Genomic DNA, 14612 nt, shown 5'->3' on the forward strand with positions numbered 1-14612 from the left:
GGCAACGGTGACCCAACAGGGTGATCGTTGCCGCCACGTCAGCGCCGAGAGGAGACCCCGTCATGGGGCGCTACGTCATTCGACGGTTGCTCCAGTTCATCCCCACCGTGCTGGGCACCATGTTCCTTCTGCACTACATGACCTCGCTGGCGATTCAGTTCAGCGGGAACCCGGTTCGAGCGCTGTTCGGGGACCGGACGCCACCGCCCGCCCTGTTGCAGGCGATCACCGAGCGGCTCGGTTACAGCGACCCCTGCCTGAGCCAGCGGGGCAATCCCTGCTTCGGGCTCTTCATCGATCGTTTGCAGAACATTTTCCTGCACTTTGACTTCGGCGTGAACCTGCGTCAGCGAGAGGTCACCGACCTGGTCGCCGACGCCATTCCGTTCACCCTCAAATTGCTGGTGATCGCGATCGTGTTCGAGGCGGTCGTCGGCATCGCGGCCGGTGTGCTGGCGGGTCTGCGTGGCGGTAGCTTCGTCGACTACCTGGTGAAGATCAGCACGGTGTTCATCATCTCGGTGCCGATCTTCGTGCTGGGCGTCGTGGTCCGGGAGTTCGTCGGGGTCAAGTTCGGCAACATACTGCGCGGCCAGGACTGGATTCCAGACCTGATCTCCGTTGGCGTCTTCACGCCCGGTTTCAAGCCCGACTATCCGTTCGCCAGTTTGCTGATCCCGGGCATGGTGCTCGGCGCGGTCTCGCTGGCGACGACGGCTCGGCTCACCCGGACCAGCATCATGGAGAACGTCCGGGCCGACTACGTCCGCACCGCCAAGGCCAAGGGACTGACCAACAAGCGCGTCATCGGCGTGCACACGCTCCGCAACTCGCTGATCCCCGTGATCACCTTCCTCGGTGTCGACATCGGCTCCGCGATGGCCGGCGCGGTGGTCACCGAGACCATCTTCAACGTCCCGGGCATCGGCCGACTGGTGACGATGGCGGCGCGTGGCGGCGAGTCCTCGGTGGTGGTCGGTGTGGTGACCATGCTGGTGCTGGTCGTCCTGCTCGCCAACCTGTTGGTCGACCTGCTCTACGCCGTGCTCGACCCGAGGATCCGCTATGAGTGACCGAACCACGGTGGCGGACGCTGGTCTTCCGACCGTTCCTGTTGGCCGGGTGGAGCGAAACGAGGTGTGGACATGAGTGATCTGACGAGCGCGGGCACCGCCGTCGGCGGTGCACCGGTGGGCGGTGACGGCCCCGCGGCTGACGCACCGGGCGGTACCTCGGAGCGCAGCGCCAGCCTGTGGGCGGACGCCCGACGGCAACTGCTCCGCGACCCGGTCTTCGTGATCGCGTCCCTCTACGTCCTCATGGTCGGCTCGATGGCGGCCTTCCCGAAGCTGTGGACCAGCCAGGATCCGCGGGCGTGCAGCACCGACCGGTCCCGGATCTCCCCGAGTTGGGAGCACCCCTTCGGGTACGACATCCTGGGTTGTGACTACTACTCGCACGCCATCTACGGGGCTCGCCCCTCGATGGTGATCGCGGTGATGGCGACCGGTGGCATCGTGCTCTTCGGTGGCCTGCTCGGTCTGCTCGCCGGCTACTACGGCGGCTGGGTCGACGCGGTCATCTCCCGGGTGATGGACATCTTCTTCTCGCTGCCGTTCCTGCTCGGTGCGATCGTGTTCCTCACCGTGATCAAGCGGCAGAACATCTGGACCATCACCGCGGTGCTGTTTCTGCTGGCGTGGCCGACCATCGCCCGGATCATCCGGGGTAGCGTCATCTCGTCCAAGGATCTGGACTACGTGCACGCCGCCAAGGCGGTCGGGGCGCGTAACTCGCGGCTGATGTTCCGGCACATCCTGCCGAACGCGATCGCACCGATGCTGGTCTACGCCACCATCGTGCTCGGCTCGTTCGTCGCCGCGGAGGCCACGCTGACCTTCCTCGGTGTCGGGCTCCAGCCACCGGCACAGTCGTGGGGAATCATGATCTCGGTCCACCAGGTCTACTTCCTGGAGGATCCGTGGCTGCTGCTCTTCCCCTGTGGCCTGCTGGTCGGCACGGTGCTCTCCTTCATCCTCATGGGTGACGCCCTGCGTGACGCCCTCGACCCGAAGTTCCGGTGAGTCCGATGAGCGAGTCTCGGCGAGCGAATCATCAGCAAAGGGCGACGGTGCCTCATGAGGGCACGGAGCGAGCGGAGCGCCACCATGAGCACTGATGTGAACGTCAAGATGGACGCGTTGGCGGGCGCCGACCCGGACGCGTTGCCCTTGCAGGTCAAGGACCTGCACGTGGAGTTCCGCACCCGTAACGGCGTCGCGCACGCCGTCAACGGGGTGAGCTTCGACCTGCGGGCGGGCGAGACCCGGGCGATCCTCGGTGAGTCGGGTTGCGGCAAGAGCGTGACCGCTCAGGCGATCATGGGCATCCTGGACACCCCGCCCGGGTACATCACCGGTGGGGAGGTCCTCTACCGGGGTGTGGACCTGCTCAAGCTGCCGGAGTCGGAGCGCCGCAAGGTGCGCGCGAACCGGATCGCGATGATCTTCCAGGACGCGCTCTCCGCGCTGAACCCGGTCTTCACCGTCGGGTTCCAGCTCGCCGAGCTGTTCCGTAAGCATCGGGGCATGTCCCGCAAGGACTCCAAGGCCCGCGCCGTGGAGCTGCTGGACCTGGTCAAGATCCCGGCGGCCAAGCAGCGGGTCAACGACTATCCGCACCAGTTCTCGGGTGGTATGCGGCAGCGCGTCATGATCGCCATGGCGCTGGCGCTCGACCCCGAGGTCCTGATCGCCGACGAGCCGACCACCGCGTTGGACGTGACCGTGCAGGCGCAGATCATGACGTTGCTCGCCGAGTTGCAGCGGGAACGGAACATGGGTCTGGTGCTGATCACCCACGACATGGGTGTGGTGGCCGACGTCGCGGACCGGATCTCCGTCATGTACGCGGGCCGGGTCATCGAGGAGGCCGGCGTGGAGGACATCTACGCCAGCCCGGCGCACCCGTACACCAAGGGTCTGTTGGAGTCGATCCCGCGGCTGGACCTCAAGGGTCACGAGCTCAGCGCCATCAAGGGCCTGCCGCCGATGTTGACCAACATCCCGCCGGGCTGCGCCTTCAACCCCCGGTGCCGGTACGCGCAGGAGGTCTGCCGGAAGGACCCGGCGCCACCGCTGTACCAGGTGTCGTCGAGTCGGACGGCCGCCTGCCACTTCTGGAAGGAGGTCAAGGGCGATGAGTGACGTCGTGCTGGAGACCCGCGACCTGGTGAAGCACTTCCCGCTGACTCGGGGCATCGTGTTCAAGAAGCAGTACGGTGCGGTTCGGGCGGTCGACGGGGTCAACCTGCAACTGAGGCGGGGCGAGACGCTCGGCATCGTGGGCGAGTCCGGCTGCGGCAAGTCGACGCTGGCGCGGATGCTGGTGGGGCTGGAGAAGCCGACCTCCGGTGACCTGTTCGTGCAGGGCAAGAACATGTCCAACGTCGGTGCCGAGGAGCGACGTCGGGGCCGGCGCAACATCCAGCTGGTGATGCAGGACCCGTACACCTCGCTGAACCCCCGAATGACCGTCGGTGACATCATCGGCGAGCCGTTCGAGGTGCACCCGGACGTGGTGCCGAAGGGTAAGCGGCGGGCCAAGGTGCAGGAACTGCTGGACCTGGTCGGCCTCAACCCCGACCACATCAACCGGTACCCGCACCAGTTCTCCGGCGGCCAGCGGCAGCGCATCGGCATCGCCCGCGCGCTGGCGCTCAACCCGGAGATCATCCTGTGTGACGAGCCGGTCTCCGCGCTGGACGTCTCCATCCAGGCCCAGGTGATCAACCTGCTGGAGAAGCTCCAGGCGGAACTCGGGCTGTCGTACATCTTCATCGCCCACGACCTGTCGGTGGTCCGGCACATCGCCGACCGGGTCGCGGTGATGTACCTCGGCAAGATCATCGAGATCGGCACCGAGGACGAGATCTACGACAAGCCGACCCACCCGTACACGCAGGCACTGCTGTCGGCGGTACCGGTGCCGGACCCGAAGCTGCGTGGGCACCGCGACCAGATCGTGCTCACCGGTGACGTGCCGTCGCCGGCCAACCCGCCCTCGGGCTGCCGCTTCCGTACCCGGTGCTGGAAGGCCCAGGACATCTGCGCCGAGCAGGAGCCGCAGCTGGTGACCCGCGACAAGTCGGGCCACCCGAGCGCCTGCCACTTCGCCGAGGTACGCGACGTCGTGCACGCGACGGAGTAGCCCCACAGACGCCGTCGGCTCCCGTCCATCCGTACCGGGAGCGGCGGTGAAGGTAGTGCCTCCTCAGTGATTCGGGGCGTCGGCCGTCACCAGCAGCCGGCGCCCCGGTCCACACCCACCAAGGATTGCCGTCGACGATCCGGGCGCGCCGCCGATCGGGGGCCGACGGTCAGAGGGGCCCGCGACCGGCGCGGAGCAGCAGCAGGGCGAGCTGGGTGCCGTCCGCGCCGAGCGCCTCCCGGAACCGCTCCAGGATCTCCTGCTCACGGGAGAGGACGAGCCGGGTACCGCCGGAGGCCATCCGGGTCGCACCGACCTCCCGGGAGAGCGCGGCCCGTTCCTGCCACAGCTCGATCAGGGCCTTGTCGATCTCGTCGATGCGTACCCGGATCTCGGCGATCCGGTTGGCGGCGCCCGGCTCGGCGGTGCCGGTGGCCGGGGTGCCTGCCGCTGGCCTGGTGGGGGCGGTGCCGTTCGAGATCGTGCCGGACCCGTTCGCGCCGCCGTTCTGCTCCATCACGTCTGTCATCTTCGGGTACCTCTCGCGATGTGGTGCCCGGTGCCCGGATCCCGGGACGCGAAAAGCCCCGGGCTCCGAGAGCCCGGGGCTTTTCGTAGGTCTGATCGATCAGGCGCGACCTACGGCTGCCGGACTCCCGGTGCCGTAGTAAAAGTAGAAGCGCTGGTCGAACACGCTGTCGAGTATGCCGCTGCACCGGCTGGCGCGCAAGGAAAGCCGCGAGCGGGTCGGGCCTCGGCCCGTCGGTGGTGCCGTCGGCGGGTGATGTCCGGCCGGCGGCATAGACTCGTCGTGCGATGCATCCTCTCTTCGACATCCCCGCGTCCCCGCCCGAGCCAGCGCCTGCCCGGACGCTGCCGCCCCATCGGCCCACGCCGGGTCGCCTCGATCCGGCACAGCTGGTTGAGGGACTCAACGGCCCCCAACGGGACGCGGTCACCCACGCGGGTTCGCCGCTGCTGATCGTGGCCGGTGCCGGGTCCGGCAAGACCCGGGTGCTGACCCACCGGATCGCGTACCTGCTCGCCGCGCGGGACGTGCATCCCGGCGAGATCATCGCGATCACCTTCACCAACAAGGCCGCCGGCGAGATGAAGGACCGGGTCACCGCCCTGGTCGGCCCACGGGCCCGGCTGATGTGGGTCTCCACGTTCCACTCCGCCTGTGTCCGCATCCTGCGCGCCGAGCACGAGCACGCCGGGTTGAAGTCCACGTTCTCGATCTACGACGCGGACGACTCGCGACGGCTGATGCAACTCGTCACCCGAGAGCTGGACCTCGACCCGAAGCGGTACCCGGCGCGCGGCCTCGCCGCCCAGGTCTCGAACCTGAAGAACGAGCTGGTCGACCCGGAGACGTTCGCCGCGCGGGCCAGCGGGCCCAACGAGCGCGCCCTCGCCGAGGCGTACGCCCTCTATCAGCGTCGGCTGCGCGAGGCGCACGCGCTCGACTTCGACGACCTGATCATGACGACGGTGCACCTGTTCCAGTCGCATCCGCACGTCGCGGAGAGCTACCGCCGCCGCTTCCGGCACGTGCTGGTCGACGAGTACCAGGACACCAACCACGCGCAGTATGTCCTGATCAAGGAGTTGGTCTCCGGCACCGAAGGCGTCGAACCGGCGGAGCTGTGCGTGGTCGGTGACGCGGACCAGTCGATCTACGCCTTCCGGGGTGCGACGATCCGCAACATCCTGGAGTTCGAGCGCGACTTCACCGACGCCCGCACCATCCTGCTGGAGCAGAACTACCGCTCCACCCAGACCATCCTGAACGCCGCCAACGCGGTGATCGACCGGAACACCTCCCGTAAGCCGAAGCGGTTGTGGAGCGACGCCGGCCCGGGGGAGCCGATCGTCGCGTACGTCGCCGACACCGAGCACGCCGAGGCGGACTGGGTGGCCCGGGAGATCGACCGGTTGGTCGACGACGGGGAGACCCGTCCGGGCGACGTGGCGGTCTTCTACCGCACCAACGCGCAGTCCCGGGTCTTCGAGGAGGTGTTCATCCGCCTCGGCCTGCCGTACAAGGTCGTCGGCGGGGTGCGCTTCTACGAGCGTAAGGAGGTCCGGGACGCGCTGGCCTACCTGCGTGCGGTGGTCAACGACGATGACACGGTCAGCCTGCGCCGGATCCTCAACACCCCTCGTCGGGGCATCGGCGAACGCGCCGAGGCGTGCGTGGAGGCGCTGGCGAGCCGGGACCGGATCTCCTTCGGTGCCGCGTTGCGCCGGGCCGGTGACGCGCCCGGCATCTCGACCCGGGCCGCCAACGGGATCGCCGAGTTCGTGGCGTTGCTCGACTCCGTACGCGAGCTCGCCGTCGACGGCACCCCGGAGGAGGTGCTGGAGGCGGTGCTGACCCGTTCGGGTTATCTGACCGAGTTGGAGGAGAGCCTCGATCCGCAGGACGCGGGTCGGGTCGACAACCTCCAGGAACTGGTCAGCGTCGCCCGCGAGTACACCGAACGGATCGAGGCGACCGGTGCCGAGGGGGAGCGGGCCACCCTGGCCGGTTTCCTGGAGCAGGTCGCCCTCGTCGCCGACGCCGATCAGGTGCCGGCGCAGCCCGGGGCGGAGGGCGACGACGAGCCGTACCAGGGCGTGGTGACCCTGATGACGCTGCACACCGCCAAGGGCCTGGAGTTCCCGGTGGTGTTCCTGACCGGCCTGGAGGACGGCGTCTTCCCACACCTGCGCTCGTTGGGCGACACCCGGGAGTTGGAGGAGGAGCGCCGGCTGGCGTACGTCGGCATCACCCGGGCCCGCCAACGGCTCTACCTCTCCCGGGCGGTGACCCGCTCGGCGTGGGGCCAACCGGCCTACAACCCGCCGTCTCGGTTCGTCGAGGAACTGCCGCCCGAACTGGTCCGCTGGGAGCGCACCGAGGGCTCGTACACCTCGTGGGGCGGCGGTGGCGGCGGCGTGGGCGGTCGCGCGGAGCGGATGCCCGGCGGTCGCGGTGGTTTCGCCGGTGGCACCCCACGGGCGGTGCAGTTGGCCCGCAAGCTCGGGGTGGACGGCAGCCGGCTGGCCACCGCGAGCGAACTGCCGCAGGGTCCGAAGGTCGCGGTCGGCGACCGGGTGAACCACCAGCGGTACGGCCTCGGCCGGGTGGTGGCCGTGGAGGGACACGGCCCCGGTTCGCGAGCGCAGATCGACTTCGGCGACCAGACGCTGTGGTTGGTGCTGCGGCACGCTCCGATCGAGAAGATCTGAGCGTCCGGGCGGCGAGCCCGGTCAGCAGGCCACGTCGATGCCCCTGGCGCGCAGGAACGGCGCCGGGTCGATCTGGTTCCACATCTGGCCCTGATGCACCTCGAAATGCAGGTGTGGGCCCGTGGAGTCGCCTGTGGAGCCCTCCAGGCCGATCGTCTGCCCGGTGCTGACCGTCTCGCCGACGCTCACCCTGGCGGTGCTCAGGTGGGCGTAGTGGGTGAGGTAGCCGTTGCCGTGGTCGACGACGACGGAGATGCCGTACCCGTCGCCGACGTCGCCGGCCTTCGTCACGGTGCCCCGGAAGGCCGCCCGCACCGGGGTGCCGGCGGGCATGGCGAAGTCGATGCCGGCGTGCAGGGTGCCCCAGCGGGGCCCGTAGCAGGAGGTGATCGTGGCCCCCGCCATCGGGATCACCCAGGACGTCGTCGGCTTCGTACTCTTCTTCGGCTTCGCCGTGGCGGTGGCCGTCCGGCTGGCCTTCGGCTTGGGCTTGGAGCTGGGGCTGGGCTTCACGGTGGGGCTGGCGCTGGGAGTCGGGCTCGCCGACGGGCTGTCCAGGGTGACCGGCTCCCGGGCCGAACGGTCGGCCCGCTCGGCGGCCTCGGCCCGCTCCCGGGCGTCGAGGGCCACCGGATGGGTGGTCGCGGGGTCGTCGCGGTCGGTCATGACGACACCGGCGACGCCGAATCCGACCACGGCGACCGCACCGACGGCCAGCAGCCGCGTACGCCGGCTCAGCGTGCGCCGGTGGCGCGCCGGGGCGGCGGGGATCTCACGGGTCGGGGTGGGTTTGTCGTCCTGCACGGGTACGGACCTCACAGCTTTCGAGTGGTACGTGACCTCGAAATCCTGGTGCCGGTCCGAGCGGCGCCGAGTACCGGGGGTGGGTGCGGCAGGTGAGACGGCCGGTGTCGCTGTCCACCTCTGGGCTTCGCTGTCCTCGACTGCCCGATGTCGACCCGACGGCTTGGTGTGTCGCCGGTCACATTCCCGACTGTGGGCTGGGACACGTTTGCGGCTGGCTCGTCATACGAAACCGCCCGGATCGACAGATCCGGGCGGTCAGCGGGCGTTACGGCCGGTCAGGACGCGGCTACCTCGCTGTAGATTGCCTCGACTTGTAGCTTGATGTCCACTCCGCGCTCCTGCAGCCACGGCACCGGGTCGAGGGGCTCGCCCTTGACATGGATCTCCAGGTGCAGGTGGGAGCCGTAGGAGTGGCCCGTGTTGCCGACCAGGCCGAGCTGGTCGCCGGCCTTGACCTGCTGGCCCTCGCGGACGCTCAGCGAGGAGGAATGGCCGTAGATCGCCTCACTGCCGTCGGCGTGCTGGACGATGACCGCGTAGCCGTAGCCGCCGAACCAGCCGGCCTTGGTGACCGTGCCTTCGTGGATGGCGACGTACGGGGTTCCCTCCGGCGCGACGAGGTCGACACCGGTGTGCAGTTTGCCCCACCGCATGCCGTAGGGGGAGTTGAAGTCGTAGCCCTGAAGGGGCAGTAGCCAGACGCCGGAGTCCTCGGCGCTCTCCGGGCCGTTGCGGCTGTCCCGGGAGGCTCGGTCGGCGGCATCGGCCCGGTCGGCCGCGCCCTGGTTGCTGATCGACGCCTGCTTCAGCTCGTCGAGGACCGTCGGGCTGACGCTCTTGGCGTCCGGCATCGCGCTGGCGCCCAGCGCCACCACACCGGCACCGACGAAGGCGGTGGTGACGACCGCGGCGTAGCGGCTGCGTGGAGGGGTGGGTACGCGGCGGCGACCGCGATATCGATCGGGCTCAGACGACAGGCGCTGGCGCACGCATACCCTCCGTTGTCGGGGTTCCGATGCGGATCAGTCGCCGTGCCGATCTGGTGACCGTGCGTCGACTGATCGCGTCGTCACCCGTCCGTAGACCTGATGACAACCGTGGACACGGTAGCCAACCGTCAGCCCTGTCACAAGCCGGAGCGCCGAATTGGTTGCGCCTTTCTGTCCGTTTCCGTCCTAGATTGTCAGGGGTCGGGGGTGCTGTGGGGTGCCCTTGTTATCCTCCGTTCGTCGCACACCGTGACCGTTCGGCGGAGTCGTCCCGCTTGACGCCTACCGCGTCGGTCGTGTCTCTGCGTGAGGTGACAGTGGTGCCCGGGTTAGTACGGGTGCCACGCCAGTTTGGTGGACGCCGACGGCGTCCACGGCCCGCCCGTCCGGCCCCGGTTCCCCGGTCCCGGTCAGGCGGGTTACCGTTCGTTCAGGGGATATGGCCGCTGAGCCGGTGAAAGGGATACCCAGATGAGCTCTCGTGTTCGGGTCGTCGTCGCCAAGCCGGGCCTGGACGGCCACGACCGTGGTGCCAAGGTGGTGGCGCGCGCACTCCGCGACGCCGGCATGGAGGTCATCTACACCGGCCTGCACCAGACTCCGGAACAGATCGTGGAGACCGCGATCCAGGAGGACGCCGACGCCGTCGGCCTCTCGGTGCTCTCCGGGGCGCACATGACGCTGTTCCGGCGGGTCCTGGAACTGCTCGACGAGCGCGACGCCCGTGACATCGTGGTCTTCGGCGGGGGCATCATTCCGGAGGCCGACCTGCCGGAGTTGGAGCGGCTCGGCGTGGCCAGGATCTTCACCCCGGGTGCGACCACCGCGTCCATCGTGGAATGGGTGCGGGAGAACGTCGCGCAGCCGGTGGCCTGAGAAGCCGCGCAACCGAAGACAGGGGAGGGGCCGGACGCACCCCTCACACGTCCGGCCCCTCTATGCACGATGCCCCGCCGCCACCCCTCGACCGACAGGGCATCGGCCGCTTTCGTCCTCGCGCTTTCCAGCGCTCCGACACCTGACTCAACGACGCCCTTCCTGCGGGGTTACGCAGGGCCGTCGAGAACCGTGGCGCCCCCGGCAAGATCGCTCGAACGGGTGACGGCGTCCGGCTCCACCGCCCCGATCGGGGCACGGCCGGTGACCCGGCGTCGGCTCGGGCTGTGCATTACCGCACACCGCGCACCCGCTCGGTTGCCGGAAGTGCCAGCATCGCTAGGCTGCGCCCAATGAACCCTTTCCGACCTCCCCTTGCGGGCCGGACCGGCAGGTCGGCTACGGCGCGTGGTTGCGGTGGTGGGGGTTCGACTGCCTGCGTCAACTTCTACTGATGTCGGGCATCGCACTGTTTTCTTTCCATACGCTGGTGGCGGCGCGACGGCGCGCCGCAGAGACGGGACGGGACGCGCAATCGTGGACCTGTACGAGTACCAGGGGCGGGACCTGTTCGAGCGGCACGGACTTCCCGTGCTCGCCGGCGGCGTCGCCACGACCCCGGAGGAGGCCCGCGCGATCGCCGAACGCCTCGGCGGCCGGGTGGTCGTCAAGGCACAGGTGAAGGTCGGCGGACGAGGCAAGGCGGGCGGCGTCAAGCTGGCCGAGGGCGCGGAGGAGACGGTGGCCCGCGCCACCGACATCCTCGGCATGGACATCAAGGGTCACACCGTCCACAAGGTCATGATCACGGTGACCGCGGACGTGGCCGAGGAGTACTACTTCTCGTACCTGCTCGATCGGGCGAACCGTACGTTCCTCTGCATCGCCAGCGTCGCGGGCGGCATGGACATCGAGCAGGTCGCCGCCGAGACCCCGGAGAAGGTCGTCAAGGCTCCGATCGACGCCGTCACGGGCGTGGACGAGGCGAAGGCGCGGGAGATCGTCGAGGCGGCCGGTTTCCCGGCCGAGGTCGCCGACCAGGTCGTCGAGGTCGCGGTCGGCCTGTGGCGGGCGTTCGTCGCCGAGGACGCCACCCTGGTCGAGGTGAACCCGTTGGCCAAGACCGCCGACGGCAAGCTGCTGCTGCTGGACGCCAAGGTCTCGCTCGACGAGAACGCCGGCTTCCGGCACCCCGACCACGAGGCGCTGGTCGACCAGGCGGCGGTGGATCCGCTGGAGCAGGCCGCCAAGGAGAAGGACCTCAACTACGTCAAGCTCGACGGCGAGGTCGGCATCATCGGCAACGGCGCGGGCCTGGTCATGTCGACCCTCGACGTGGTCGCCTACGCCGGTGAGCGGCACGGCAACGTCAAGCCGGCCAACTTCCTCGACATCGGCGGCGGCGCCAGCGCCGCGGTCATGGCCAACGGTCTGGAGATCGTGCTCTCCGACCCGTCGGTCAAGAGCGTCTTCGTCAACGTCTTCGGCGGCATCACCGCCTGCGACGCCGTGGCCAACGGCATCGTGCAGGCGTTGGACCTGCTGGAGCAGCGGGGCGAGCGGGTCACCAAGCCGCTCGTCGTCCGCCTCGACGGCAACAACGCCGAGGCCGGTCGGGCGATTCTCGACGGCGCGAACAACCCGCTGATCGAGCGGGTCGACACCATGGACGGCGCGGCCGAGCGGGCCGCCGAGCTGGCGGCTGCGGGGGTCTGACACATGGCTATCTGGCTGACCAAGGACTCGAAGGTCATCGTGCAGGGGATGACCGGTTCCGAGGGTTCCAAGCACACCCGTCGGATGCTCGCCGCCGGTACGAACGTGGTGGGCGGCGTCAACCCGCGCAAGGCGGGCACCACCGTCGACTTCGACGGCACCGAGCTGCCCGTCTTCGCCAGCGTCGCGGACGCGATGAAGGACACCGGCGCGGACGTCACGGTCATCTTCGTGCCGCCGCAGTTCACCAAGGGTGCGGTCATCGAGGCGGTCGACGCCGAGATCCCGCTGGCCGTGGTGATCACCGAGGGGGTGCCGGTGCACGACACCGCCGCCTTCTGGGCGTACAACGTGGCCAAGGGCGAGCGGACCCGGATCATCGGCCCGAACTGCCCCGGCATCGCCTCACCGGGCGCCTCGAACGCCGGCATCATCCCGGCGGACATCACCGGCACCGGCCGCATCGGGCTGGTCAGCAAGAGCGGCACGCTGACCTACCAGATGATGTACGAGCTGCGTGACATCGGCTTCTCGACCTGTGTCGGCATCGGCGGCGACCCGATCATCGGCACCACGCACATCGACGCGCTGGCCGCCTTCGAGGCGGACCCGGACACCGACGCCATCGTGATGATCGGTGAGATCGGTGGCGACGCCGAGGAGCGGGCGGCCGAGTTCATCAAGGCCAACGTCACCAAGCCGGTGGTCGGCTACATCGCCGGTTTCACCGCCCCGCCCGGCAAGACCATGGGGCACGCCGGTGCGATCATCTCCGGCTCGGCGGGCACCGCCGACGCGAAGAAGGAAGCGCTGGAGGCGGTCGGCGTGAAGGTCGGCAAGACGCCGACCGAGACGGCCAAGCTGATGCGCGAGATCATGTCCGCGAGCTGAGAGCGTGTCGGAGGGGGACATGCCCTACTGCGCCGCCTGGGACTCGGCTCGCTACGGGCGAGCCTCCGCACACCCGCTCTGAGCGGACCACGCGTCGAGGGGCCGACCTGCGGGTCGGCCCCTCAGCTGTTCCAGGACGGGTAGTTCCCGGTCGCCCGGAGGATCAGGTTGATGACGATGTTCAGCACACCCAGACCGATGGCCACGTAACCCAGCACGGGGGACTGGCGGTACCGACGCGCGTCGCGGATCGACAACCAGCCGAAGACGATGCCGAGGATGCCGCAGCAGAGCAGACCGGTCACGATGCCGAGCACGCCCCAGAGGGTCGTTCGGTCCCGGCCGGCGGGCGGTGGCGGGGGTGGTGGATACGGAGCGTTCACAACTCCCCTTCCGGTCACTAGCTGCCGCGACGATGGTCACGGCCCCTGTTGCCGAGGCTAGAGGAGCCGGTGCCCGCCCACGCCCGATCAGGCGAACTGGTTCGGCCCACCGGCGCAGCGCCGGCTGCCGGCGGGTGTCGGGCAGCCGACGTCGGCCTGACATGCCAGAGTAGAGCCGATGTCCTTTGTCACCCCTGACCAGCCGCGCCGGGCAGCCGACGTCCGCGGAGCCGGTGCCAGGCCACCCGGCCGGGCCGGCCCGCCACGCCGGGTGCCCGCCGCGCGTACGGCGCCCCCGGGGCGCTCGCACGCGCCGCTCGCGGTGGCCGCGTTGGTCGCGGCCGGCGGGGCGGCCGTCACGGCCTGGCTGCCCGTGGCGCTGGCGTTGTGGCTGTTCCAGCTCAGCGAGGGCACCGGCACCCTGCTCGACGCCATCCGGGCGGGAGCCGCCGGTTGGCTTCTCGGTCACTGGGTGCCTCTGAACACGGACACCGGCCCGTTGGGCCTGGCACCGCTCGCGGTGACCGCGTTGGCGGTGTGGCGGCTCACCCGGGCCGGCGTACACGTCAGCCGGGCGATCGGAGCGCGCGGCGGGCGATCACCGGGGCGGACGATCGCCGCCGCGTCGGCCGTCGGCGTCGCGTACGGGCTGCTGGGGGTGCTCGCCGCGCTGCTGGTCGGAGCCGGTGGGCCGAGCGTGTCGCCGGTACGCGCCGGGCTGACGCTGGTGGCCGTCGGCATGCTCGCGGCCGGGGTGGGCGCTGCCCGTACGACAGGGGTGGCGGAGGTCTTCGCCGACCAGGCACCGATACCGCTGCGCGAGGGGGTGCGGGCCGGTGCCGTCGCCGCCCTGGTGCTGCTCGCCGCAGGGGCCGCAGCGGCCGGGTTGGCGGTGGCGACCGGTGGTGGCGACGCGGCCGACCTGATCGGCGCCTACCGCACCGGTGTCGCCGGGCAGGCCGGTATCACCCTGGTCAGCCTCGCGTACGCGCCGAACGTCAGTGTGTGGTCGGCCAGCTACCTGCTCGGCCCCGGCTTCGCGGTCGGCACCGACACGGCGGTACGCACCAGCGAGGTGTCGGTCGGCGCGCTGCCGGCCCTGCCGTTGTTCGCCGGTCTGCCCGACGGGCCGGTCGACGGGCTCGGCGCGGTCGCGGTCCTCGCCCTGCCCGTCCTCGTCGGGATGGCCATCGGCTGCCTGCTCGCGCGCCGGTTGCTGCGACTGGCCATGGCCGAGCGGGCCCGACTGTCGTGGCGGCGGCTGCTCGTCTCGGCGGCGCTCGCCGGACCGGTGGCCGGCCTCCTGCTGGGCGCGGCGGCGACGGCGTCCGGTGGGCCGCTCGGCGGCGGCCGGCTGGCCGAGGTCGGTCCGGTCGGTTGGCAGGTGGCGCTCGCGGCGCTGCTGGTCACCGGTGGTGGGGCGCTGCTCGGCGCCGCCGCCACCCAGTGGCTCGCCCGACTCGCGGCCTGATCGGCACCCGGTCGGCCAACCGGTCCCGCGCGG

Annotated in this window: 13 protein-coding genes; 9 read left to right on the forward strand and 4 right to left on the reverse strand. The window is 69.9% G+C overall.

Annotated features, from left to right (window positions below; translation table 11 throughout):
- Positions 1 to 62: 62 nt before the first annotated feature.
- The 4 genes from FF096_RS02390 to FF096_RS02405 all read left to right on the forward strand — a co-directional run bounded on the left by FF096_RS02390 (position 63) and on the right by FF096_RS02405 (position 4209).
- Positions 63 to 1073 (forward strand): ABC transporter permease, encoded by a 1011-nt coding sequence (locus tag FF096_RS02390; RefSeq protein ID WP_155214612.1) that lies wholly within the window; start codon positions 63 to 65, stop codon positions 1071 to 1073.
- Positions 1074 to 1145: 72 nt separating this feature from the next.
- A complete protein-coding gene (locus FF096_RS02395; RefSeq protein WP_155214613.1) occupies positions 1146 to 2084 on the forward strand; it encodes an ABC transporter permease in 939 nt (312 codons plus the stop codon).
- Between the two features lie 84 nt (positions 2085 to 2168).
- Positions 2169 to 3206 carry an ABC transporter ATP-binding protein gene (locus FF096_RS02400; RefSeq protein WP_155214614.1) on the forward strand — a complete coding sequence of 346 codons (1038 nt, stop codon included), beginning with the start codon at positions 2169 to 2171 and terminating at the stop codon, positions 3204 to 3206.
- Positions 3199 to 4209, forward strand: a complete 1011-nt coding sequence (locus FF096_RS02405; protein WP_155214615.1) for an ABC transporter ATP-binding protein — start codon at positions 3199 to 3201, stop codon at positions 4207 to 4209. Before FF096_RS02400 ends, FF096_RS02405 begins: the two co-directional genes overlap by 8 nt.
- A gap of 169 nt (positions 4210 to 4378) precedes the next feature.
- Here FF096_RS02405 and FF096_RS02410 read toward each other — a convergent pair whose 3' ends face one another.
- Positions 4379 to 4738, reverse strand: coding sequence for a chorismate mutase (locus tag FF096_RS02410; RefSeq protein ID WP_230462223.1), 360 nt, complete (start codon positions 4736 to 4738; stop codon positions 4379 to 4381).
- A 287-nt stretch (positions 4739 to 5025) separates the two neighbouring features.
- On the opposite strand from FF096_RS02410, the gene pcrA reads away from it, so the two are divergent.
- A complete protein-coding gene (gene pcrA / locus FF096_RS02415; RefSeq protein ID WP_155214616.1) occupies positions 5026 to 7446 on the forward strand; it encodes a DNA helicase PcrA in 2421 nt (806 codons plus the stop codon).
- Positions 7447 to 7467: 21 nt separating this feature from the next.
- On the opposite strand, the gene FF096_RS02420 is transcribed toward pcrA, so the two are convergent.
- Both FF096_RS02420 and FF096_RS02425 read right to left on the reverse strand, forming a co-directional pair.
- Positions 7468 to 8250, reverse strand: coding sequence for a M23 family metallopeptidase (locus FF096_RS02420; protein ID WP_309222516.1), 783 nt, complete (start codon positions 8248 to 8250; stop codon positions 7468 to 7470).
- Positions 8251 to 8528: 278 nt separating this feature from the next.
- Entirely contained in the window at positions 8529 to 9242 is a 714-nt protein-coding gene (locus tag FF096_RS02425; protein ID WP_309222517.1) for a M23 family metallopeptidase, read from the reverse strand.
- 471 nt (positions 9243 to 9713) lie between these two features.
- On the opposite strand from FF096_RS02425, the gene FF096_RS02430 reads away from it, so the two are divergent.
- The 3 genes from FF096_RS02430 to sucD all read left to right on the forward strand — a co-directional run bounded on the left by FF096_RS02430 (position 9714) and on the right by sucD (position 12725).
- Positions 9714 to 10118 (forward strand): cobalamin B12-binding domain-containing protein, encoded by a 405-nt coding sequence (locus FF096_RS02430; RefSeq protein ID WP_155214617.1) that lies wholly within the window; start codon positions 9714 to 9716, stop codon positions 10116 to 10118.
- A gap of 537 nt (positions 10119 to 10655) precedes the next feature.
- Complete coding sequence (sucC, locus tag FF096_RS02435; protein ID WP_309222518.1) at positions 10656 to 11834, forward strand: ADP-forming succinate--CoA ligase subunit beta; 1179 nt, start codon at positions 10656 to 10658, stop codon at positions 11832 to 11834.
- Positions 11835 to 11837: 3 nt separating this feature from the next.
- On the forward strand, positions 11838 to 12725 hold the full coding sequence (sucD, locus tag FF096_RS02440; protein ID WP_155214618.1) for a succinate--CoA ligase subunit alpha: 888 nt from the start codon (positions 11838 to 11840) through the stop codon (positions 12723 to 12725).
- Positions 12726 to 12847: 122 nt separating this feature from the next.
- On the opposite strand, the gene FF096_RS02445 is transcribed toward sucD, so the two are convergent.
- On the reverse strand, positions 12848 to 13108 hold the full coding sequence (locus tag FF096_RS02445) for a DUF4190 domain-containing protein (RefSeq protein ID WP_309222519.1): 261 nt from the start codon (positions 13106 to 13108) through the stop codon (positions 12848 to 12850).
- Between the two features lie 178 nt (positions 13109 to 13286).
- Between FF096_RS02445 and FF096_RS02450 the strand changes: the two genes are divergently transcribed.
- Complete coding sequence (locus tag FF096_RS02450) at positions 13287 to 14579, forward strand: DUF6350 family protein (RefSeq protein WP_155214619.1); 1293 nt, start codon at positions 13287 to 13289, stop codon at positions 14577 to 14579.
- The last annotated feature ends 33 nt before the right edge of the window (positions 14580 to 14612 follow it).

The organism is Micromonospora sp. CP22 (assembly GCF_009712475.1).
Taxonomy (GTDB): domain Bacteria; phylum Actinomycetota; class Actinomycetes; order Mycobacteriales; family Micromonosporaceae; genus Micromonospora.

Excerpts from the sequence above, each read along its gene's own strand:
- FF096_RS02430 (WP_155214617.1), top strand. The coding sequence starts at position 9,714 with ATGAGCTCTCGTGTTCGGGTCGTCGTCGCCAAGCCGGGCCTGGACGGC.
- pcrA (WP_155214616.1), top strand. The coding sequence starts at position 5,026 with ATGCATCCTCTCTTCGACATCCCCGCGTCCCCGCCCGAGCCAGCGCCT.
- FF096_RS02450 (WP_155214619.1), top strand. The coding sequence starts at position 13,287 with ATGTCCTTTGTCACCCCTGACCAGCCGCGCCGGGCAGCCGACGTCCGC.
- FF096_RS02405 (WP_155214615.1), top strand. The coding sequence starts at position 3,199 with ATGAGTGACGTCGTGCTGGAGACCCGCGACCTGGTGAAGCACTTCCCG.
- FF096_RS02395 (WP_155214613.1), top strand. The coding sequence starts at position 1,146 with ATGAGTGATCTGACGAGCGCGGGCACCGCCGTCGGCGGTGCACCGGTG.
- sucD (WP_155214618.1), top strand. The coding sequence starts at position 11,838 with ATGGCTATCTGGCTGACCAAGGACTCGAAGGTCATCGTGCAGGGGATG.
- FF096_RS02400 (WP_155214614.1), top strand. The coding sequence starts at position 2,169 with ATGAGCACTGATGTGAACGTCAAGATGGACGCGTTGGCGGGCGCCGAC.
- FF096_RS02410 (WP_230462223.1), bottom strand. The coding sequence starts at position 4,738 with ATGACAGACGTGATGGAGCAGAACGGCGGCGCGAACGGGTCCGGCACG.
- FF096_RS02390 (WP_155214612.1), top strand. The coding sequence starts at position 63 with ATGGGGCGCTACGTCATTCGACGGTTGCTCCAGTTCATCCCCACCGTG.